This is a genomic window from Oceanicaulis sp. UBA6590 (assembly GCF_002433705.1).
GTDB lineage: Bacteria > Pseudomonadota > Alphaproteobacteria > Caulobacterales > Maricaulaceae > Oceanicaulis.
Map to the genome: position 1 here is coordinate 18,603 of NZ_DJIQ01000003.1, position 19,921 is coordinate 38,523.

Sequence of the window (19,921 nt, forward strand, 5' to 3'; positions counted from 1 at the left end):
AAGGCAGAACCCCCTCGAACGGAACGTCAAAGAAGGCGAGAAAAACGCCCGCAGCCGAGGGGAGACTGCGGGCGTTCCTCGAAAGACTTCAACGGAGCCAAGCTCTGCCCGATCGAGGGGGGATTGGGCCTTAAACGCCGAAGCCTTTGAACTTGTCTTTGAACTTGGACACGCGACCCGCACGATCCAGCAGGGTCTGGTTGCCGCCAGTCCAGGCCGGGTGCGTGGACGGATCAATGTCCAGTTGCAGCACAGCGCCTTCTTTACCATAGGTAGAACGGGTCTTAAAGCGCGAACCGTTCGGGAGCACCACTTCGATGAAGTGATAGTCGGGGTGGGTGTCCTGTTTCATCGTGCCGCTCCGGCCCTCTTTACGCTCGCGGGCGGCCGTTGAAGCCGCCCGCAAGTGGAAATCTGCATGAATTGAGGCGCGGTGTATACACCCCGAATTACGCTGTTTCAAGCGCCCTGAGTCATATGGCGGAAATACAAGGACTTACTCAAAGATTAAGCCGGGCCGACTTGAGATTATGGCTAACAGAATCCTAACGCGAGGTCAGTTTCAGTTCGATCCGCCGGTTGCGGGCATAGGCCTCCTGGGTCCGCCCCTCGGCAATGGGATAATGCTCGCCAAAGCCCGCTGCCAGCAGGCGACGCGGCGGCACGCCGCGGCTTTCGAAATAGGCGATCACCGACAGCGACCGCGCCGTCGACAGCTCCCAGTTGGACTCAAACGGCGCGTTGGGCCCCAGCGGCACGCGGTCTGTATGCCCGTCCACGCGCAACACCCAGTCAAGATCATCCGGGATTTCATCTGTGAGCTGGATGATGGCGTCTGCGATGGGAGCAAGCGAGCGCCGCCCCTCCTCGCTCAGCTCGGCCGAGCCCGATGCGAAAAGCACGTCGGTTTCAAACACGAACCGGTCGCCCACCACGCGAACACCGGACCGATCGCCCAGGACCTCGATCAAACGGCCGAAGAATTCGGAGCGATAGCGCGCCAGCCGAGCCACTTCGCTCGCCAGGGCCGCATTGAGGCGACGGCCCAGATTGACCACTTCGGCCTCAAGCTCGGCCTCGCGCGCCTCGGAGGCGTTGAGCGCCTCATTGAGACGCGCCAGCTCTTCGCGCAGGGCCGCCATCTGATTGTTCAGAAGCGCAACAGTGGCCTGCGCCTCTTCATTGAGCGCCTCTTCCTCCGCCAGGCTGGAACGGGCGGCCGCGAGCCCCTCCTGCAGACCGGCGATCTGACTGGTCAGGCCGGCATTGGTTTCCGCCAAGGCGCCATTTTCCTGAGTCAGGGTGCTGACCCGCAGGCTGAGACGTTCATTCTCGCTCTGGGCCAGGTTCAGCTCTTCAGCCAGGGTCGCCAGACGTCCGTTGAGCTCGGCGAGCTGTTCGTCGCGGCCGGTCAGCGCCTGGGACAGCGCGAACTGGCCCGCCGTGAACACCGCCAGCAAGAAGACGATGACCAGAAGCAGCGTCGCCAGCGCATCCACGAAGCCCGGCCAGTAATCGCCGGAGTCGGCCTGTCCGCTCTGCAGGTGCCGGGGGAGCGCCATGGCTTACTCGTTCCGATCCGAACCGCGATCCCGGTTCAGGCGCGCCTGCGCCTCAAGCGCGCGCACCAGAACCTTGATCTCATCGCGCAGAAGCCGCGCGCTTTCGCGCTGGCTTTCCGCCGCATCATCCGCAAATCGAGCCATGATGGTTTCCAGCTGGCGCGTATGACGCTCCAGCGTGTGGGTCAGCCGGTCCAGCGCATCCGCGCTCTGCTCCAGAAGCGCGCCCACATAGGCGCCCGAGCCGCCGCCCTCATCCGGGCTGGCGCCTTGCGGGCCGGCGTTGGCGAGGCGGGAAATCGAGGAGAGCCATTCCTCCACCTCGTTGTAGAAGCGGTTCTGCGCCCGGCTGGCCTGCAGCTCGAGAAAGCCGATGATCAAGGAGCCGGCCAGACCGAAGAGCGATGACGCGAACGCCGTGCCCATGCCCGCAATGGGCTCCTCGATCGCGCTCATCAGGGCCATGGCGTCCGTTTCCCCGGCGCCGGTGGAGCTGGCGGACACCGCGCGCACGGCGTCGCCCACATTGCCCACCACCTGCAACAGGCCCCAGAACGTGCCCAGCAGACCGAGAAAGATCAGCAGGCGCCCGAAATACCGGGTGAAGGCCCCGCTTTCCGCCATGCGGGCGGCGACCGAGTCCAGCACCACGCGAGCCGACGCCGCCGACAGGCGGGACCGGCCATCGGCCGCATCGGTGATCAGCGCCGCCATGGGGGCGATCATGGCGGGCGGGCTGGGCAGCTGGTCGGGGTGATCCGCCTCGTTCAGGCGCACCAGCCAGCGCGCGCTCGGCCCGATGGCGAGCGCCTGCTGGAAGGTGTAGAGGATGCCGATGAACAGCACGCCCAGGATCAGGCCATTAATGGCGGGGTTCGCCTCGAACGCCAGGATCAGCGGCTGGTTCAGGAGCGCGGCCAGCAGCACCACGACCGCCAGGAACACGATCATCCAGAGAATGTAATTCCCGGGCCCGGTGAACCGGGCCTTGCGGCGCGAAGCTTTCGGATCAGCCATTCAGCGCAGCTCCCTCATCTGGCGCGTCAGCACTTCTGCAGGCTTGGCCTACCCCGCCATCAAACGCAAGGGTCTTGGCGGGAATGAGGCAAGGATGCGGCTCAAGCCCGACCCACACTCAAATTTCTTTTCCCCGCTGGCGAACGGTTTGCCTTGCCTGAAACCTTAAGCGGCGTTAACCCTATTCAGAGCAATGTTGCATCGCAGCACCAGGATCCGCCATGCCGCTCAGACTGAAGCGTTGGACATACCGGATCAACCAGCACGACATCGTGCTGGAGTGCGGCTTCACATTGTGGGGCTGGGCGCAGGCGCGGCTTGTTGTGGACGGCGCCGAACTGGCGCACCGCAAAGGGTGCCGGTTCTGGCCGCTATCGCTTGAAACGCGGGTCGATGCTGCGCAGCCGGCCATGCCGATCCGCGCCGTGATTACGCCCGGGCTTTTCAGTGTGCATAACGAGTTCTGGGCCCATGGCGTTCCGGCGGCCGCGCCGGACCGAGCCTTCAAGGGCTGGCTGGACGCGCCGCGCGGGAGCTGGCCTGACGCCGGACCCGCACGACGTTCCGCACAAGAACGCGCCTAGCTGGCGGCTTTCGCCAGCATCTCGCGCAACTCCTTGATCACCCTCTCATTGCCGGCGGCGATATGGCCGGTCTCGAGCACATCGGTGCCAGGATCAATGGCGCCGGCGAAGCCGCCCGCCTCACGCACGAGCACCAGGCCGGCGGCGATATCCCAGGATTTCAGATTGCGTTCCCAGAAGCCGTCAAACCGGCCCGCCGCCGTCCAGGCCAGATCGAGCGACGCTGCGCCATAGCGGCGCACGCCGGCCGTCATCGGCATGATCTGGTGCAATTCCTTGAGGAACTGGGCGTGCCCCTTCTTGCCGAAGAACGGCATGCCGGTGGCGATGACGCAGTCATGCAGGTCGCGGCGCTCGGCCACGCGCAGACGGCGGTCATTCATATAGGCGCCCCGGCCCTTCTCGGCGTGGAACAGCTCGTCGGTCGCGGGGTTGTAGACTACGCCCGCCACAATCTCGCCCTCGCGCTCCAGCGCCACCGAGATGGCGAAGTGCGGCTGGGCGTGCATGAAGTTCAGCGTGCCGTCCAGCGGATCAATGATCCAGCGGTGGGAGCGGTCGGTGCCTTCAACAACGCCGCGCTCTTCCATCAGGAAGCCATAGCCCGGACGCGCCTTGGACAGGACCTCAAACAGGATCTCTTCAGACTTCATGTCGGACGCGGTGACGAAGTCCGCCGGGCCCTTCTTGGAGACCTGAAGGTTCTCGATTTCACCAAAGTCACGCGCCAGACGGCGGCCCGCTTTGCGGACCGCGTCGGTCATGACCTGCATCAGTGCGGATACCTGAGCCAAGATCTACTCCGCGCGACGGACGTAGGAACCGTCCTCGGTGGCCACCACGATGCGCTCGCCCACGCCCACGAAAGGCGGAACCGCGGTGCGCACATTGCCGGTCAGGATGGCGGGCTTGAACGAGTTCGCCGCCGTCTGGCCCTTGACCACCGGCTCGGTCTCAATGACTTCGAGCTCCACATGCTTGGGCAGCTCGATGCCGATCGGCTTCTCTTCGTAGATTTCCAGAACGACCATCATGCCGTCGGTCAGATAGGCCGCACGGTCCTCGCCCACGAAATCGATGGGCAGATTGGTCTGCTCATAGGTCTCGGTGTCCATGAAAACCAGCATCTCGCCCTCGGGATAGAGGAACTGGTGGTCTTTCTGCTCGAGGCGCACGCGCTCGACCTTGTCCGCAGAGCGGAAGCGTTCATTGAGCTTGCGACCGTCGAGCAGGTTCTTCAGTTCGACCTGGGCGAACGCGCCGCCCTTGCCCGGTTTCACGTGATCCGCTTTCACCGCCACCCACAGGGTGTCCTGGTGCTTGATCACGTTGCCGGGCTTGATTTCATTGCCGTTGATTTTCATCGGAAGGTCCGTTCCTGGAACGGGCGCGCCGCACAAACCACCAGCGCCGCCCTGTAATTCAGCCGCGCTCGTTTAACAGGGAGACCCCTGACGGGCAAGCTGTGCGTCAGAATCCGCCCCGTCGCACACTCTAGAAGGGGCTCGATTCCACTGCTGCTTCGACCCGCACCCGCTCCAGAACCGCCTCCGGCAGGGCGTTTTCCAGGCTCGCCTCCAGACGATCGCGATCAAAGTCTTCCGGCGTGCGTCCGCCCCGCGGAGCGGCTGCGCGGAGCACCCAGTAATAGGCGCGCTCGAGATCCCGCGGCGCGCCATCCCCCGTCGCCAGTGCGTAGGCCAGAAGGAACTGGCTGTCGGGATCATTCGCCTCGGCGCCCTGTCGCGCCCAGTCCACAGCTTCCGAGGGATTGGGGGCGCGGTCCGCCACGCCCTGATAGAGCAGAAGCGCATGCTGGCCCATGGCGGCGGGGAGGCCATATTCGGCGGCCATCCGGATCATCCGGGCGCCTGCGGCTTCATCCGCCTCGCCGCCTTCACCCTCCATCAGCATCAGTCCGGCGATCAGCGCGGAGCTGGGATCGCCCGCCTCGCCCGCTCGCACATACCAGACTCGCGCCGCCTCGAGATCATGCGGACCATGGTCCCAGTCCGCGAGCGCAAAGGCGTAATCGCCATACGCCTCGAAGCGCCCGCTTTCCGCAGCCAGCTGCAGCCAGTTCAGCGCTTCGCTCGCCGCGCCCGGATCACCTCGCTCCATCAGGTACAGGCCATACTCATGGGCGGCGCGCGCATCGCCTGCTTCCGCCGCCTGCGCCAGAAATTCGCGCGACTGCCAGGCCTGGAGGCCGCCACGGCCCTCGCTGGCGAGGCGCGACAGGATGATCAGGGCGTCCGGCTCACCCAGTTCCGCCGCGCGACGGAACCAGCGCACGGCGTCTTCATCACTCGCTTCCCCGGTCAGGCCATGAAGCCGGATATGGCCCGCCAGCGTCGCGCCGCGCGCTTCACCGCCCGCCGCCGCACGCTGAGCATGAATGAGCGCGCCCTGGAAATCACCGACCAGATAGGCTGCAGAGGCGCTCGCCATGGCCGAATTGGTCTGGGAGCGCCCTTCGACGGCATCGCCGCTGGCGTCACGGGCGAAGTCCTCCGCCAGGCCTTCCGGCAGGGGCGGCAAGTCGGCCTGAGACGGGACGCCGTCCTCAACCTGTTCAGCGGTCGGAACCGTGGGCGCGTCTTCCTGCGCCCAGGCGGCGCCGCCGAGCGCGAGGATCAATCCAAGAGTTGAGACAAGCCGGCGCATGCGGCCTCCGGTCCTTCGGGGTGCGACCAGACCCCGCCGCACACTGCAATATAATCGGCCCCGGCCGCGATCACCTCGGAGGCGTTCTCCAGGGTTATTCCCCCGATCGCGACGCAGGGCAGTTCGAAAAGCTCGGTCCACCAGACCAGGATGTCCAGATCAGCGCGGGTCTTGGGCGATTTCGTGGCGGTGTCGAAAAAAGCGCCGAACGCGACGTAATCAGCGCCCTGCTCGCCCGCCAGCATGGCCAGATGGCGACTGTCATGACAGGTGACGCCGACAATGCCCTTTGGCCCCACCGCCGCGCGCGCCTGCTTGATCGAGCCATCCTCCTGACCGATATGGACGCCGTCACACCCCAGCTTCGCCGCCAGAACGGGATCATCATTCATGATCACGGAAACTCCGCGCTGGTGCGCGATCTCGATCAGCCTGGGCGCAAGCGCCTCGATCTCGTCCTGACCCTGGTCTTTCAAGCGAAGCTGCAGCGCCGAGACGCGACCGGCGTCCAGCGTGCGCGCCAGCACATCCGCGAAATCAGCGTCAATCTTGGGCGGGGTGAGGAGATACAGTTCGGCCATAGCCCTCTCCTAACCCGGCGCAACGCGAAAAGGAACGGCCTGAATCCGCACCCTGCAGAACCGCAGGGGGTTCGGCCCTGACGGGCAGGCCCGCAAGGTCCCAGACCCGTCCCCGCCCCCTGGCCCTGACAACGCCATAGCGCTGGCCTCGCGCCTCGACCGTGCCGCCCTGCCCGTCAGAGATCGCCACATGGCCCGACCCGTAATGATGCGGACGGCGCACGAGGATCGCTCCGGGCGTGTCATAAGCGGCTTCAAGATCAATGGCGTTCGCCGGGTCCTCCGCCCATCTGATCCAGGCGCCGGAATAGGGATGCCCGGCCACAGTCAGCCCCAGCTTCAGCCCGTGGGTCTGATACACGCACCAGCTGACGAAGTCGGCGCAATCCCAGGGCCCGGCATAGTCCGGGTCTTCCAGATCGGCGGCCGCGCCCAGTTGATAGGCTTGCCCCAGATGCGCGGATGCGCGCCGCACCAGTTCCTGACCCGTCATGGTTCACCCCTTTGCTGACAGACTGTCAGTATGGGGTCGCCGCGCGCCGCTGCGGATTAGTTGCGGACAGGCTTGTGGACAAACCCGGCGCGGATCGTGATCGGCCAGCGCACCCGGATCTCGCCCTCGCCCCAGGCCTTGCGCGCCTTGTCCAGATACCCGTTGATCATTTCGTCTTCACCGTCCGCCCGCGCAGCGCGCAGGGCAGACCAGCTTTCCAGATAGGCGCGCATTTCCTCGAAGGTCCAGTCATGGATGATCGCCCCGCCCTTGGCCGGGATTGCATCAAACGGGAAGTCGAACCGCGCATAGGCGGTCTCCACATCCTCGCGCTCGGGGCGCCACCAGGGATCCAGCGCCTGGTAGAGCTGGCCTATGGGTTTCATCGCTTCGGTATCGGCTTCGGCGTTGTTATAGGTGATCAGCGCCAGAACCGCGCCCGGCGCTGCAATGCGGCGCACCTCGGCGTAAAAGCGCGGCCTGTCAAACCAGTGCGCCGCCTGCGCGGCGGTGATGAGATTTGCGCTTCCGCTGGCGATCGGCAGCGCCTCGGCCGGGGCCCTGGCGTAACTGACCCGGGGATGAGGCCGGGCGTGGGCAAGCTGGCTTTCGCTGGGATCAAAGGCGCGCACGGATTTGAAATGCTCCGCCAGAAGAACGGATAACTGACCCGTGCCGCAGCCCACATCGACCGCCAGGGTATGGTTGCTGACGAGCCCCTCCAGCGTGAAGGCGAGTTTGCCAGGATAGACCGGGCGTCCGGCGGCGTAGCGCGCGCCGCCCTGCTCAAACGGGTTCGGGCTCATTGTCATTCTCCGGTCTGCGTCAGACGTGTCACGATACCGCGACACCGCAAAAGGTCACGCCTGACGGATCAGATGCGGAAACCGGCGGGAAATTGCGTCCAGCGCGACGACGCGCCTGTGCTCCCAGCTCCCCGACAGGCGGACATAGTCCACACCCTGACGCTCAAGCGCTTCAACCGACAGTGCAAAAAAGCGCTCGCGATCGGCCGGATCGGAATAGACCCGCGTCCCGTCGTCCACGAAGGGCTGATCGATATCGGTGAGAAGATAGAGGTCACCCTCCGGCTCGGGGGACGGATCGAAGACAGAAGCGCCGAGCATCATTTGCGACCAGACCTCGGTCAGCAGCCCGTCCGTGTCCGAAATCACGAACCCGTCCGCCGTCCGGCGAGCGGCCTGGATCGCGGCTGCCTGCCCGGCTGCGATATTGCGAAGATCCTCTGCGCTGCAATCGGTCCCGTACAGCTCACACCAGGTGCGACCGAATTCGGGCGCATACGCCCCGCCCAAAGCTCGCGCCAGGTCCTGGCCGAGCATGGACTTGCCCGTGCTTTCAGGACCATGAAGAACAATGGTCCGTGTGAAATACGGTCGGGCCGGAGGCGCGATCATCGACCAGTGCGCCATCGGGGCCTGACGGATCTGCGTGCCGCTGACCAGGCGGCAGGCGCGCTCCGGATCCGCGGGCCAGAACTCGGCGCCCAGCTCCTGCGCCAGCCTCAGGCCGTAATCCTCGGACGCGAACACGCGATGGATCGGTTCGGGATGAACGCTGCGCACCAGTTCGCGCCAGATATCCCAGAAGTCCGGGCTCTCGGACGGCTCTTGCGGAACGTCGCGATCGAAATGCAGCACACGCGCGTCCGGATAGAGCGCGGACATCCATTCATGGCGCAGCTTGCCTGGGATGGGTTCGCGCTCGAGCGAACAGACCAGTATGGTCAGCTGATCACACAGGCCGGCGGCGAAATCGCACAGATACATGTGCCCGGCATGGGGCGGCATGAACTTGCCCAGAACGAAGCCATGGACCGGGGTCGTCATTGCGCCGGCGCCGCCTCTGGCTCGACGGCGGAATCACGTCGCCACTGCCAGAAGCCCCAGACGCACATCAGCAGGAAGAGCGCATAGAGCCCGCTGGTGAGCATCAGCCCCTTATAGGCGTAGACCCCGATGGCGACGACATCCACGCCGATCCAGACCAGCCAGTTTTCCAGATATTTGCGCGCCAGCATGAACTGGGCGACCAGGCTGAAGCTCGTGGTCATCGCGTCCCAATAGGGCAGGTCCGCATCGGTGAAGCGGTCCATGACCAGCCCCAGCGCCAAAGCGCCGACAGCGCCAACCGCCAGCCAGGGCAAAAGCTTCTGAAACCCCAGCCAGATCACCGGCGCCTGGCTGTTCGCTTCGGCCCTGTCGCGATGGCTCAGCCAGAACCACCACCCATAGGCCTGCAGCACGCAGAAGATCAGTTGCAGGCCGAAGTCCGAATACAAACGGACATCAAAGAAGATGATGGCGTAAAGGCCGGTCATGGCGATGCCGACCGGCCAGGCCCACATGCTCTGCCGGATCAGAAAGAACAGGCAGAGCACGCCGAGCCCGGCGGCGGTCGGTTCAAGCCATGACATGAGCGAGGCTTAGCCTTCGCTTTCCAGGCCTTCATTCCACTCGCCCAGCGCGGCGAGGCCGTTCATGCGGGCGCGGTGGTTGAAGGCTTTCTGGCCGGCTTCGACATTGGAGCCGCCCCAGGCTTTCAGAGGCGCCGCCTGCAGCGCGCGACCATAGGAGAAGGTCAGCGGCCACGGCAGGTCGAAGCCTTCATTCATGATGTTCAGGTGCGCGGTGGCGTCTTCATCAGACTGACCGCCCGACAGGAAGGCGATGCCCGGAACCGCCGCCGGAACGGTGTTCAGAAGGCACTGGACCGTCATCTCGGCCACTTCCTCGCGGCTGGCCTGGTCGGCGCATTTCTTGCCGGCGATGACCATGTTGGGCTTGAGCACCGTGCCTTCCAGGATCACGCCCTGGTCAAACAGCTCGGCATAGAGGCGCTTGAGGGTGAACTCGGTCACTTCATAGCAACGCTCGATGGAGTGATCGCCGTCCATCAGGACTTCGGGCTCCACGATCGGCACGATGTTGGCTTCCTGGCAGAGCGCGGCGTAGCGGGCCAGCGCGTGCACGTTCACATCGACTGCGTACTGGGACGGAATGTCCTCGCCATTGACGTCGATGACTGCGCGCCACTTCGCGAAACGCGCGCCCAGCTCGTAATACTCCGCCAGACGCTCGCGCAGGCCATCAAGACCCTCGGTGACGGTCTCGCCTTCCGCGCCCGCCAGCGCTTTCGCGCCCGCATCCACCTTGATGCCCGGCACGGCGCCGGCGTCGGTGATGAGCTTGACCAGCGGCGTGCCGTCGGCGGCCTTCTGGCGGATCGTCTCGTCAAACAGGATCACGCCGGAGACGTGATCCGTCATTGCAGGCGTGGTGCGGAACAGCATCTCGCGCCAGTTGCGTCGGTTCTCCTCGGTGTTCTCAAGGCCGATGCCGTCAAAGCGCTTGCCGATGGTGCGCGTGGATTCGTCGGCGGCCAGAATGCCCTTGCCCGGCGCCGTCATGCGGATCGCGATTTCGTTAAGCTGATCGATGTCCATGACCGTCGTCCCCCTTGAAAGAAAGTGTGGCGAGCCTCGCCGGATTGAGTGTGTTTCGCCCCGAGCGGGCGAAGGGTCAAGTTTTAGTCCCGGAGCGCGTCCACGCCCGGCAGGGCCTTGCCCTCAAGCCATTCCAGGAACGCCCCGCCTGCGGTCGAGACAAAGGTGAAATCGTCCGACACGCCCGCCTGGTTGAGCGCAGCGACCGTGTCGCCGCCGCCCGCGACGGCCGTCAGTCCGTGTTCCTTGCACCGTGAGGCGGCGTAGCGCGCCGCTTCCACGGTGGCGGTGTCAAAGGGCGGCGTCTCGAACGCGCCCAGCGGACCGTTCCAGACCAGCGTGCGCGACGCGGCGATGGCGTCGGCCAGCTGGTCCACAGTCTCGGGTCCGCAATCAAGGATCATCTCGGTCGCCTGGATGTCATCCACCTCGGCGACACGGCGATCCGCGTGCGCCTTGAAATCTTTCGCCACAACCGCATCCGTCGGCAGCAGGATCTGGCATTGCGCCTCGCCCGCCGCGTCCTCGATGGCCTTGGCGGTGTCGATCAGGTCGCGCTCGTACAGGCTGCCGCCCACATCATGGCCGCGCGCCGCCAGGAAGGTGTTCGCCATGGCGCCGCCCACGAACAGGCGGTCCACCTTTTTGACGAGGTTTTTCAGAAGCTCGATCTTGGTGGAGACCTTCGCCCCGCCCACGACCGCCAGAACCGGACGGTTGGGGTTCTCGAGCGCAGCGGTCACATGATCGATCTCACGCTGGAGCGCCAGACCGGCATAAGCCGGCAGCAGACGCGCCACGCCTTCGGTGGAGGCATGCGCCCGGTGCGCCGCAGAGAAGGCGTCATTGACATAGACGTCCGCCAGTTCGGCCAGTTGTGCGGCGAACGCGGGATCGTTCTTTTCCTCGCCTTCGTGAAAGCGGGTGTTTTCCAGCAAGAGCACATCGCCCGCCTTCATCAGCGAGATCGCGCCCTTGGGGTCGCTGCCTACGCAATCAGAGACGAACTTCACCGGATGACCGATCAGCTCCGCCAGCGGGGTCGCGACCGGGGCCAGGCTCATCTCGGGATTGCGCTGGCCCTTGGGACGGCCGAAATGCGCCATCAGGATCACTTTCGCCTCCGCCTCGCGCAGATGCTCGATGGTGGGCAGGGCCGCACGCAGCCGGGTGTCGTCGCTGACGCTCCCGTTTTGCATGGGCACATTGAAATCCACGCGCACAAGCACGCGTTTCCCAGCGATGTCGGCGTCTTCGATACGACGGATCATTGTCGGCGTCCCTTGAAGGTCAGTCGGCTTAGAGGAAGCGGCCCATCGCCTTGGCGGTGTCGAGCATGCGGCAGGCGAAGCCCCATTCGTTGTCATACCAGGTCATGACGCGGACCAGGCGCTCGTCGATCACGGCGATCTTGTCGAGCGCGACCACGGACGAGCGGCTGTCATGGTTATAGTCGATGGAGACCAGCGGCGCCGTGTCGTAACCCAGCACGCCCTTCAGCGGGCCGTCGGCGGCCGCCTTGATGGCGTTCGCGATCTCTTCAACGCTGGTGGCCTTGCCCGGGGTGAACACAAGATCGATCACCGACACGTTCGGGGTCGGCACGCGCACCGCAGAGCCATCGAGCTTGCCCGCCAGTTCCGGCAGCACCAGGCCGACCGCCTTGGCCGCGCCGGTGGAGGTCGGGATCATGGACAGGGCCGCCGCACGGGCGCGGTGCAGGTCCTTGTGGTTCCGGTCCAGCGTCGGCTGGTCGCCGGTATAGGCGTGGATGGTGGTCATGTGACCGCGCTCGATGCCGACCGCATCATTGAGCACCTTGGCCACCGGAGCGAGGCCGTTGGTGGTGCAGGACGCGTTGGAGACCACAATGTCCTCCGCGGTCAGCTGGTCATGGTTGACGCCATAGACGATCGTCTTGTCGGCGTTCTTGGCCGGGGCCGAGCACAGCACGCGTTTCGCGCCCGCCTCGATATGGGCCATCGCCTTGGCCTTGTCATTGAAGGCGCCAGTGCATTCAAGAACAATGTCGATGCCCATCGCCGCCCAGGGCAGCTTGGACGGGTCGCGCTCATTGACCTTGGTGATCTTGCCGAAGCCCAGATCCATCCAGTCCTCGCCCGTGGTCAGCTCGCCGCGATAGCGGCCATGCACGCTGTCGAACGCGAACAGGTGAGCGATGGCTTCGGCGGTGCCGGAATTGTTGATCGCCACAACCTCGAACTCGTCCGTCCGCTCGTGCTCCATGAGGGCACGCAGAGCCAGACGGCCGATCCGGCCAAACCCGTTGATCGCCACACGCAGCGCCATGATCTGCTCCTTTGATCTTGCTGGACCGGGCGTGGTTGCACGCTGTCGGCCTTGAGACATGTCGCGCGCGGTTTAGACGCTTCCCGCGCGTCCGTCCATATCCGGGGGGCGCCGGGACCGCGTCCCGGCCTTGCATCCCAACGCACGAACTGCAAGAAACCTGTTCAAAATTCTGACAGGGTCAGGACAGTCTTTTGGGGATTGAGATGAAAGTACTCGTGCTCGGCGGTGACGGTTTCTGCGGCTGGCCGTCTGCGCTCCACCTCTCTGCGCGCGGCCATGATGTTGTAATCGTGGACAATCTGTCTCGTCGCAAGATCGATATCGAGCTGGAAGTGGACTCCCTGACGCCGATCCGCCCCATGGGCGAGCGTCTGGCGGCCTGGAAAGAGGTCTCCGGCAAGGAGATTCGCTTCAAGGACCTGACCATCGGCAAGGACTATCAGGAACTCGTCGACCTGATCCTTGAAGAAAAACCCGATGCGATCATCCACTTCGCCGAACAGCGCGCCGCGCCCTATTCGATGAAGTCCGCCCGTCACAAGCGCTATACGGTCGACAACAACCTCAACGCCACCAATGACGTGCTGGCCGCCATCGTCGAGACCGGTCTGGACATCCACCTCGTCCACCTGGGCACCATGGGCGTCTACGGCTATGGCACCGCGGGCATGAAAATCCCCGAGGGCTATCTGAAGGTGAAGGTGGAGACCCAGGAAGGCCTGAAGGATCAGGAGATCCTCTATCCGGCCAATCCGGGCTCGATCTATCACATGACCAAGACCCAGGATCAGTTGTTCTTCCACTTCTACAACAAGAACGACAAGGTGAAGATCACCGACCTTCACCAGGGCATCGTCTGGGGCACCCAGACCGAGGAAACCAAGAAGGACGAGCGCCTTATCAACCGGTTCGACTATGACGGCGACTATGGCACCGTTCTGAACCGCTTCCTGATGCAGGCCGCCATCGACTTCCCGATGACCGTGCACGGCACGGGCGGTCAGACCCGCGCCTTCATCCACATCCAGGACACGGTCCGCTGCATCCAGCTGGCGGTCGAGAACCCGCCCGAGCATGGCGAGCGCACCCGCATCATGAACCAGATGACCGAAACCCACCGGGTGCGCGAACTGGCCGAGATGATCGCCGGCATGACCAAGACCGAGGTCGCCTATCTGCCGAACCCGCGCAATGAAGCCGATGAGAACGAGCTTCACGTGGAGAACGACACCTTCCTGTCCATGGGCCTGAAGCCCATCACCCTCGCCGAAGGGCTGATGGAGGAAGTGACCGAGATCGCGAAGAAATATGCCGATCGCTGCGACCGCTCCAAGGTCAAGTCGGTCTCCTACTGGAACAAGGACCGCGAAGCGGCCCAGAACGCGACCCGCTAGTCTGTGGTTCGCGCCAGATGATGAAAGGCCGGATCCTCGCATCCGGCCTTTTTTTCTCAGCCCCTGTCCCAACCCGCTCTTGATGCGCCGCACACAAATGCTCACGCTGGTCCCAGCGACGACAGGTGACCCATGGCTCCGCTGAAATCAGAATACCGGCTGGCGCTCGAGGCGGGCGCGCAGGCGCTGGATGCGGCGCTTGCAGGCCTCGATGCAGCCGGAGCAGTCCGCCGGGTGCTGGCCGACATCTACCCTGGCGAATCCTGCGTGGTGTCATCCTATGGCGCGGAAAGCGCCGTGATCCTGCACCTGGTCGCGCAGGCCAAACCGGATACCCCCGTGCTGTTCATGGACACGGGGCAGCTCTTTGACGAGACCCTGGCCTATCGTGACGCCCTGTCTGAAAGACTGGGCCTGACCGACGTGCGCACCTTGCAGCCCAATCCCGATCACGTGAAAGCGGATGATCCGGACGGCGTGTTGCACAAGACCAACCCCGATCTGTGCTGCCATATCCGCAAGACCCTGCCCCTGATCAGCGCCCTGCGCCCCTTCAAGGTCTGGATCTCGGGCCGCAAGCGCCATCATGGCGGCGAACGCGCCGCCCTGCCCCGGGTCGAGATCCAGGACGGCAAGCTCAAACTCAATCCGCTCTTTGACTGGTCTCGCGACGCGATCAACGCCTATTTCGAAACCCATGACCTGCCGCCCCATCCCATGGTGGCGGAGGGGTATCCCTCGATCGGCTGCCTGCCCTGCACCAGTCAGGTGAAAGATCCGACCGATGATCCGCGCGCCGGTCGCTGGGCCGGTCAGGACAAGACCGAGTGCGGCATCCATATCGCAGAGGACGGCACGATCACCCGCACGGGCGGAAGCTAAGCCCGACCTAGGCGCTCAGGCGCTGTTCAAGCTTGTCGAGAAATCGCATGCAGGCGTCGAGTTCGCTGATGGCGACAAACTCGTCAGGCTGGTGCGCCTGGGTGATCGAGCCAGGGCCACAGATGACAGTCGAGAAACCGGCTTCCTGGAACTGTCCGCCCTCGGTGCCATACGCAACGACGCGCGGGCTGTTATCGCCGGTCAGAGCACGGGCGAGGGTTTCCGCCTCCCCCATGTCTTCAGGCCGCAAGGGCGGGACATTGGAGCGGACTTCGACCTCTATTCGCGCCTCGGGCGCATACTGACGCATCTCCGCCTCGAGCCGGGCCGCCTCTGCCATCAGTCTCCGGCCCAGACCGGGGCCGTCATCCCAGGGCGCCGGGCGCATCAGGGATATGAACCAGGCCGATTTCGCCAGGATATTGGCGGCCGTTCCGCCGCCCATCTGTCCGATGGTCAGCGTGCCATAGGGCGGGTTGAACGGACTGTCAGCCGGCGCCGCCGCCTTGAGCGCGTCCGATTGCTCAACCATCCAGTTCATCAGGCGCACGGCGTAGGTCACGGCGCAGGCGCCGTCCTCCACCAGCGAGGAATGCGCTTCCTTCCCCGTCACCTCGACCCGGACCGAAAAGAGCCCCTTGTGGCCGGTCACGACCGCCATTTCGGTGGGCTCGCCCACGATGACGCAGGACGGGCGCGGGGCGTGGCCCGCCATCTGTCGGATCATGTCCGGCGCCCCGAGACAGCCGATCTCCTCGTCATAGGAAAAGGCGAAATGGACCGGACGTTTCAGCGCGGCCTTTGCAAAACTCGGCGCCTTGGCCAGCGCGCAGGCGATAAACCCTTTCATGTCGCACGAGCCGCGACCGTAAAGCTTGCCGTCGCGCTCTGTCAGGGTGAACGGGTCCGTGCTCCAGTCCTGGCCATCCACCGGCACAACATCGGTATGGCCCGACAGAACCACGCCGCCATCCACATGCGGCCCGAGGACCGCATGCAGATTGGCTTTCGTCCCGTCAGGACTTTCGATGCGATGACACTCCGCGCCCAACTCGGCGAGATAGGACTCGACCCGGTCGATCAGGGCGAGATTGGAATTGCGCGAGGTGGTGTCAAAGGACACCAGCTCGGCCAGCCAGTCGGTTGCGGTGCGCATGCGCCTATTGCTCGTCGATCGGACGGTTGGGCAGACTGATCAGCTCGAGACGGAAGATCAGCGTCTCGTTCGGACCGATCGGACCGCCCTGGGTGCCGGTGGGCCCGTAAGCCAGGTCGGACGGGATGAACAGCGTCCATTCCTCGCCCACATTCATCAGGGGCAGAGCCTCGACCCAGCCGCGGATCAGGCGGTTGGACGGGAAGGTGGCGGACTGACCCCGGGCATAGGAGCTGTCAAACACCTCACCATTGATCAGCGTGCCTTCATAATTGACCTCGACCAGCTCGCCGCGCGGATCCGGAGACGCGCCGTCACGGGCGCGGTCCACCCGGAACTGCAGACCGGACGGCAGCGTGAAGACGCAGGCGCTCTGAGCGTTCTGGGCAAGGTAGGCCTCGCCTACAGCCGCATTGAAATCAGCGAGCGCCTGATCCTCGCCCCGTTCGGGCAGGTCATACTCGCCGGCATCGCCTTCGGCCGTGCAACGACGCGCTTCAGCGACAATCCGCTCTTCCTCGGAGGCCTCGGCGGTGTCCGCCATGGCTTCAAGAATGTCGTTGACCTGGGCTTCGGTCTCGCTGAGCTCCTGTTCGCCGGACGCAGCGGCGTCGGACTCTTCAGCCTGCGGAGCGCCGCACGCAGCGAGGCCGAGGCTGACAAGAGCGGCGGTGGTCAACAGCGCAAAACGGTTCATGCGAACTCCCCCTTGGGCATGAGCGCCCGAACAGTCCGGACGCTTTGGCGGGAGAGTATCAGGACTGCCCAGAAGGTCGAGAGCCCAGACGCGGCCAGGCGCATCGCCTGACCGCATCGGTTTTGACTATTCCGCTTCGGTCGCGGCGCTCTGCGGCAGGATGGTGACGCGGTAGGCTTCATCGGGCCGCAGGGACTGCTCGGCCAGCGCGACCAGCTCATCCACGGTCACGTCGCGATAGTCGGACTGGATGGACCGGATCTGCTCCAGATCCTCGGGATGGGTCTGGATCCGCGACAGGGCGTTCACCCAGAACGGATTGCGCTCGAAATTCTCTTCAAGGCTTTCCATGATCGGGTTGCGGGCACGCTGCAGCTCGTCCTCGGAAATATCGCCATTGGCCATGGCCAGCGCGATCTCGTCGGCGATGTCGTACATCCGGTCGATGTCGGCGACATTCACGTCCAGGCCGACCCACATGAAGCCATAGCCTTCCGAGACCCGCGATTGCTGGCTCGAAACGATGGCGGAGTAGGTGGCGCCTTCCTGCTCGCGGAAACGGTCAATGGCCTTGAGATTGTAAACCGCGCGCAGAAGGTCATAGGCGCGTCGCTCGCGCGCATTGATGCCGTCCGTGGTCGGGTAATAGACATTCGCCATGCCCTGATAATCCTGACCGTTGAAGGTCACGATCACCGGCTCTTCGGTCGGCGCCGGGAATTCGATCGCGGCGTTGTCCTGATAGGCAGGCCAGCTCTCGTCGCGATCCGCAAGCGCGCCGAAGGTTTCAGCGACCACCTCGATGGCGCGTTCAGTCGACACATCCCCCGTAATGGTGATCTCGATCGGAGCGTTCTGAAGCGCCGGCTCGAGCATGGTGCGGGCATGCTCCATCGTGAAGGCGTTGACTTCCTCGGCCGTGGGGAAGCCCCAGCGCGGATCGCCCGAGCGCAGCATGCGTCCCACCCGGTTCACCGCCACCTGGACCGCCTGGGCGTTCTGGCCGCGACGGATTTCCTCGGCAATAGCGCGGAACTGGTTCAGCCCGTCTTCGCGCCAGCCCGGCGCGGTCATGAAAGCGGCGAGGACCTGCATCTGCAGCTCGAAATCGGTCGGGGTGGTGGCGTTCGCGAAGGCAAAGCTGTCCGGGCCCACATTCAGGCCATAGCCCACGGAGCGACCGGCGAGCAGACGTTGCAGCTCATCGCGATCATGGGCTTCAAGACCGCCGCCGCCAAACACGGCGCCCAGAATGGTGCCAGCCGCAGCGGTCGGTTGCGGGGTCAGATCGCCGGCGCCGAAATCCACGCGCACACGGATCACATTGTCCTCGAAATCGGTGGTCTTGACGTTGAGCATGACGCCATTGTCGAACACGACCTGGTCCACGCCCAGATCCTCGATCCGGTTGGTGCTGACCACCTCGCCCGGCGTTCCGAAGTCGGTATAGGCGAACTCGACCACGCCCGCGTCCACGACAGGGTCCACCGGTTCCGCGGAAGAGGCGAGCCAGGCTTCGCGCACTGCTGCGTCGCCATCGGTCACGTCCTGATTGAGCGCCACCATCACCTTGGGCGGAGACGCCGTCCAGATACGGTTGAAGGCGTCTTCCACCGCTTCCACCGTGATCTGGTCCTCAAGCGCTTCGAAGCGCGCCATGACATCTGTCGGGGATGAGAAGACCTCCCCCTCGATCCAGCTCGACCACAGCCCGTCCGCCAGATCGCCGCTCTGACGCGTATCCGCCTGGTCGACGGCGTTGCGCAGGCTGGTGCGCACATTGGCGAGCTGTTCGTTGAGCTCGGCCTGAGTGAAGCCGTATTCCTGGGCGCGGCGCAGCTCCTGTTCCAGCGTGGCGACGCCTTCGCGCCAGCGCTCCGGGCTGGACACAGCGAACAGGCCCGCCTTGTTCACCAGATCAAATTCATTGCCATAGGACAGGCTGGCCTGGACCAGCGGCGACGCCCCGCGATTGATGTCGCTCTGCAGGCGGCGCTGAACGATGCCATTGCCCAGCTGACGCAGCAGGTCTTCAAACCGGGCCTCCTGCGTGTCATAGGGCGCCGCGCCGGGTTCGATCACGTCCACCGTGATGAGCGTGAACACGTCCGGATCATAGAAGAAGCCGAATTCGGGCTCCTGGGGATCCGCCACCGTGCCGATATCGGGATCCGGGGCCGCCGGGGTCGGTTGCTCCCAGCTGGCGAAGCTCGACACATGCTCCACATCCAGCCCCTCAAGGCTGATGTCGAAGCCGTCGCGGATCTTCGCCTCGATCATGTCGGCGTCCACATCGCCGACCACGACCAGCATGCCGCGTTCAGGCGTGTAGTAATCGTTGTAATAGGCGATCAGGCGTTCGGCCGGCGCATTCTCGATCACCTCGACCGTGCCGATGGAGTCGCGCTCGGTGATGATCGTGTCCGGGTAGAGGAAGGTATAATAGGCGTTGAAGAAGCGGCGGATCGGTGTGTTGCGGTAGCGCTCCTCCCCCAGAATGACCCCGCGCTCGCGATCGATCGCATCGCTGTCAAAGGTCAGCTCCGATGCGGTCTCGCGCATCAGGAACAGGCCGACATTCAGCATCTGGTCGGAATTGCTCGGAAGGTCGAGCTGGTAACCGACCACCTCACGTCCCGTGAAGGCGTTGGTATCCGCCCCGAAGGCCAGCCCATACCGCTCCAGCAGCGCGACCATCTCGCCCTCGGGCACGTGAGTCGTTCCGTTGAACGCCATGTGTTCGATGAAATGGGCCAGACCGCGCTGGTCTTCCTCTTCCGCCAGAGAACCGACATCGAACACCATGCGCAGAGCGGCCGTGCCCGTCGGCGTGTCATTCTCCAGAATGGCGTAGCGCAGACCATTGTCGAGCACACCGTAACGGACGGCCGGGTCTGCGGCGATATCGCTGGCTTCATGCGGGAAGCTGGCGCTTTCAAAGGCGGCGGCCAGATCATTTCCAGGATCAGCAGCCTGCTGATCCGAACAAGCCCAGAGCATCATCGCAGCGAGCGGCGACAGGCAGCATGCGGCGATGCGGGAATTGAGCTTGACCATGATCGTTCACCTCAGTTTTCGGATTTCTCCAACTATGGCGAAAATAAGGACA

20 protein-coding genes are annotated in these 19,921 nt (G+C 64.4%); 3 read left to right on the top strand and 17 right to left on the bottom strand.

What is annotated here, in order from left to right; all coding sequences use genetic code 11:
• Positions 1 to 130: 130 nt before the first annotated feature.
• From rpmE to B2Z70_RS00865, 3 genes are all read right to left on the bottom strand, one after another.
• Positions 131 to 352 (bottom strand): 50S ribosomal protein L31, encoded by a 222-nt coding sequence (gene rpmE, locus B2Z70_RS00855; protein ID WP_009802014.1) that lies wholly within the window; start codon positions 350 to 352, stop codon positions 131 to 133.
• Between the two features lie 193 nt (positions 353 to 545).
• Entirely contained in the window at positions 546 to 1,562 is a 1,017-nt protein-coding gene (locus B2Z70_RS00860; protein ID WP_009802015.1) for a peptidoglycan -binding protein, read from the bottom strand.
• Positions 1,563 to 1,565: 3 nt separating this feature from the next.
• The gene (locus tag B2Z70_RS00865; protein WP_009802016.1) at positions 1,566 to 2,579 is read right to left on the bottom strand and encodes a hypothetical protein; all 1,014 of its coding nucleotides are present in this window, start codon (positions 2,577 to 2,579) and stop codon (positions 1,566 to 1,568) included.
• A gap of 221 nt (positions 2,580 to 2,800) precedes the next feature.
• On the opposite strand from B2Z70_RS00865, the gene B2Z70_RS00870 reads away from it, so the two are divergent.
• The gene (locus B2Z70_RS00870) at positions 2,801 to 3,163 is read left to right on the top strand and encodes a hypothetical protein (RefSeq protein WP_009802017.1); all 363 of its coding nucleotides are present in this window, start codon (positions 2,801 to 2,803) and stop codon (positions 3,161 to 3,163) included.
• Here the strand turns inward: B2Z70_RS00870 and B2Z70_RS00875 are convergent.
• The 11 genes from B2Z70_RS00875 to gap form a co-directional block, all read right to left on the bottom strand.
• Positions 3,160 to 3,936 carry an inositol monophosphatase family protein gene (locus B2Z70_RS00875; protein ID WP_009802018.1) on the bottom strand — a complete coding sequence of 259 codons (777 nt, stop codon included), beginning with the start codon at positions 3,934 to 3,936 and terminating at the stop codon, positions 3,160 to 3,162. The two genes, B2Z70_RS00870 and B2Z70_RS00875, sit on opposite strands and share 4 nt — an antisense overlap.
• Positions 3,937 to 3,960: 24 nt before the next feature.
• On the bottom strand, positions 3,961 to 4,527 hold the full coding sequence (gene efp / locus B2Z70_RS00880) for an elongation factor P (protein WP_009802019.1): 567 nt from the start codon (positions 4,525 to 4,527) through the stop codon (positions 3,961 to 3,963).
• A 130-nt stretch (positions 4,528 to 4,657) separates the two neighbouring features.
• Positions 4,658 to 5,830, bottom strand: a complete 1,173-nt coding sequence (locus B2Z70_RS00885) for a tetratricopeptide repeat protein (RefSeq protein WP_083783242.1) — start codon at positions 5,828 to 5,830, stop codon at positions 4,658 to 4,660.
• Positions 5,800 to 6,411, bottom strand: coding sequence for a thiamine phosphate synthase (thiE, locus tag B2Z70_RS00890; protein WP_009802021.1), 612 nt, complete (start codon positions 6,409 to 6,411; stop codon positions 5,800 to 5,802). The genes B2Z70_RS00885 and thiE overlap by 31 nt, the downstream gene beginning before the upstream one ends.
• Positions 6,374 to 6,904 carry a CHAP domain-containing protein gene (locus B2Z70_RS00895; protein ID WP_009802022.1) on the bottom strand — a complete coding sequence of 177 codons (531 nt, stop codon included), beginning with the start codon at positions 6,902 to 6,904 and terminating at the stop codon, positions 6,374 to 6,376. Before B2Z70_RS00895 ends, thiE begins: the two co-directional genes overlap by 38 nt.
• A 56-nt stretch (positions 6,905 to 6,960) precedes the next feature.
• A complete protein-coding gene (locus B2Z70_RS00900) occupies positions 6,961 to 7,710 on the bottom strand; it encodes a class I SAM-dependent methyltransferase (RefSeq protein ID WP_009802023.1) in 750 nt (249 codons plus the stop codon).
• Between the two features lie 54 nt (positions 7,711 to 7,764).
• Complete coding sequence (locus tag B2Z70_RS00905; protein WP_292980002.1) at positions 7,765 to 8,754, bottom strand: AAA family ATPase; 990 nt, start codon at positions 8,752 to 8,754, stop codon at positions 7,765 to 7,767.
• Positions 8,751 to 9,341 (bottom strand): nicotinamide riboside transporter PnuC, encoded by a 591-nt coding sequence (gene pnuC / locus B2Z70_RS00910; RefSeq protein ID WP_009802025.1) that lies wholly within the window; start codon positions 9,339 to 9,341, stop codon positions 8,751 to 8,753. The genes B2Z70_RS00905 and pnuC overlap by 4 nt, the downstream gene beginning before the upstream one ends.
• A 9-nt stretch (positions 9,342 to 9,350) precedes the next feature.
• The gene (locus B2Z70_RS00915) at positions 9,351 to 10,370 is read right to left on the bottom strand and encodes a class I fructose-bisphosphate aldolase (RefSeq protein ID WP_009802026.1); all 1,020 of its coding nucleotides are present in this window, start codon (positions 10,368 to 10,370) and stop codon (positions 9,351 to 9,353) included.
• Positions 10,371 to 10,453: 83 nt separating this feature from the next.
• Positions 10,454 to 11,641: a phosphoglycerate kinase gene (locus B2Z70_RS00920; protein WP_292980005.1), complete on the bottom strand. Its 1,188-nt coding sequence runs from the start codon at positions 11,639 to 11,641 to the stop codon at positions 10,454 to 10,456.
• A 28-nt stretch (positions 11,642 to 11,669) separates the two neighbouring features.
• Complete coding sequence (gene gap / locus B2Z70_RS00925) at positions 11,670 to 12,680, bottom strand: type I glyceraldehyde-3-phosphate dehydrogenase (protein WP_009802028.1); 1,011 nt, start codon at positions 12,678 to 12,680, stop codon at positions 11,670 to 11,672.
• Positions 12,681 to 12,886: 206 nt separating this feature from the next.
• On the opposite strand from gap, the gene B2Z70_RS00930 reads away from it, so the two are divergent.
• Both B2Z70_RS00930 and B2Z70_RS00935 read left to right on the top strand, forming a co-directional pair.
• Complete coding sequence (locus B2Z70_RS00930) at positions 12,887 to 14,077, top strand: NAD-dependent epimerase/dehydratase family protein (RefSeq protein ID WP_292980008.1); 1,191 nt, start codon at positions 12,887 to 12,889, stop codon at positions 14,075 to 14,077.
• Positions 14,078 to 14,209: 132 nt separating this feature from the next.
• Positions 14,210 to 14,959, top strand: coding sequence for a phosphoadenylyl-sulfate reductase (locus B2Z70_RS00935; RefSeq protein WP_009802030.1), 750 nt, complete (start codon positions 14,210 to 14,212; stop codon positions 14,957 to 14,959).
• Between the two features lie 7 nt (positions 14,960 to 14,966).
• Here B2Z70_RS00935 and argE read toward each other — a convergent pair whose 3' ends face one another.
• The 3 genes from argE to B2Z70_RS00950 form a co-directional block, all read right to left on the bottom strand.
• Positions 14,967 to 16,115, bottom strand: coding sequence for an acetylornithine deacetylase (gene argE, locus B2Z70_RS00940; protein ID WP_292980010.1), 1,149 nt, complete (start codon positions 16,113 to 16,115; stop codon positions 14,967 to 14,969).
• A gap of 4 nt (positions 16,116 to 16,119) precedes the next feature.
• Positions 16,120 to 16,812, bottom strand: a complete 693-nt coding sequence (locus B2Z70_RS00945) for an FKBP-type peptidyl-prolyl cis-trans isomerase (protein WP_009802032.1) — start codon at positions 16,810 to 16,812, stop codon at positions 16,120 to 16,122.
• A 126-nt stretch (positions 16,813 to 16,938) separates the two neighbouring features.
• Entirely contained in the window at positions 16,939 to 19,869 is a 2,931-nt protein-coding gene (locus tag B2Z70_RS00950) for a M16 family metallopeptidase (protein WP_292980013.1), read from the bottom strand.
• Positions 19,870 to 19,921: the final 52 nt, after the last annotated feature.

What these genes read in the sequence shown, in the direction of transcription:
- rpmE (WP_009802014.1), bottom strand. Translation starts at nt 352, where the DNA reads ATGAAACAGGACACCCACCCCGACTATCACTTCATCGAAGTGGTGCTC.
- B2Z70_RS00860 (WP_009802015.1), bottom strand. Translation starts at nt 1,562, where the DNA reads ATGGCGCTCCCCCGGCACCTGCAGAGCGGACAGGCCGACTCCGGCGAT.
- B2Z70_RS00865 (WP_009802016.1), bottom strand. Translation starts at nt 2,579, where the DNA reads ATGGCTGATCCGAAAGCTTCGCGCCGCAAGGCCCGGTTCACCGGGCCC.
- B2Z70_RS00870 (WP_009802017.1), top strand. Translation starts at nt 2,801, where the DNA reads ATGCCGCTCAGACTGAAGCGTTGGACATACCGGATCAACCAGCACGAC.
- B2Z70_RS00875 (WP_009802018.1), bottom strand. Translation starts at nt 3,936, where the DNA reads ATGCAGGTCATGACCGACGCGGTCCGCAAAGCGGGCCGCCGTCTGGCG.
- efp (WP_009802019.1), bottom strand. Translation starts at nt 4,527, where the DNA reads ATGAAAATCAACGGCAATGAAATCAAGCCCGGCAACGTGATCAAGCAC.
- B2Z70_RS00885 (WP_083783242.1), bottom strand. Translation starts at nt 5,830, where the DNA reads ATGCGCCGGCTTGTCTCAACTCTTGGATTGATCCTCGCGCTCGGCGGC.
- thiE (WP_009802021.1), bottom strand. Translation starts at nt 6,411, where the DNA reads ATGGCCGAACTGTATCTCCTCACCCCGCCCAAGATTGACGCTGATTTC.
- B2Z70_RS00895 (WP_009802022.1), bottom strand. Translation starts at nt 6,904, where the DNA reads ATGACGGGTCAGGAACTGGTGCGGCGCGCATCCGCGCATCTGGGGCAA.
- B2Z70_RS00900 (WP_009802023.1), bottom strand. Translation starts at nt 7,710, where the DNA reads ATGAGCCCGAACCCGTTTGAGCAGGGCGGCGCGCGCTACGCCGCCGGA.
- B2Z70_RS00905 (WP_292980002.1), bottom strand. Translation starts at nt 8,754, where the DNA reads ATGACGACCCCGGTCCATGGCTTCGTTCTGGGCAAGTTCATGCCGCCC.
- pnuC (WP_009802025.1), bottom strand. Translation starts at nt 9,341, where the DNA reads ATGTCATGGCTTGAACCGACCGCCGCCGGGCTCGGCGTGCTCTGCCTG.
- B2Z70_RS00915 (WP_009802026.1), bottom strand. Translation starts at nt 10,370, where the DNA reads ATGGACATCGATCAGCTTAACGAAATCGCGATCCGCATGACGGCGCCG.
- B2Z70_RS00920 (WP_292980005.1), bottom strand. Translation starts at nt 11,641, where the DNA reads ATGATCCGTCGTATCGAAGACGCCGACATCGCTGGGAAACGCGTGCTT.
- gap (WP_009802028.1), bottom strand. Translation starts at nt 12,680, where the DNA reads ATGGCGCTGCGTGTGGCGATCAACGGGTTTGGCCGGATCGGCCGTCTG.
- B2Z70_RS00930 (WP_292980008.1), top strand. Translation starts at nt 12,887, where the DNA reads ATGAAAGTACTCGTGCTCGGCGGTGACGGTTTCTGCGGCTGGCCGTCT.
- B2Z70_RS00935 (WP_009802030.1), top strand. Translation starts at nt 14,210, where the DNA reads ATGGCTCCGCTGAAATCAGAATACCGGCTGGCGCTCGAGGCGGGCGCG.
- argE (WP_292980010.1), bottom strand. Translation starts at nt 16,115, where the DNA reads ATGCGCACCGCAACCGACTGGCTGGCCGAGCTGGTGTCCTTTGACACC.
- B2Z70_RS00945 (WP_009802032.1), bottom strand. Translation starts at nt 16,812, where the DNA reads ATGAACCGTTTTGCGCTGTTGACCACCGCCGCTCTTGTCAGCCTCGGC.
- B2Z70_RS00950 (WP_292980013.1), bottom strand. Translation starts at nt 19,869, where the DNA reads ATGGTCAAGCTCAATTCCCGCATCGCCGCATGCTGCCTGTCGCCGCTC.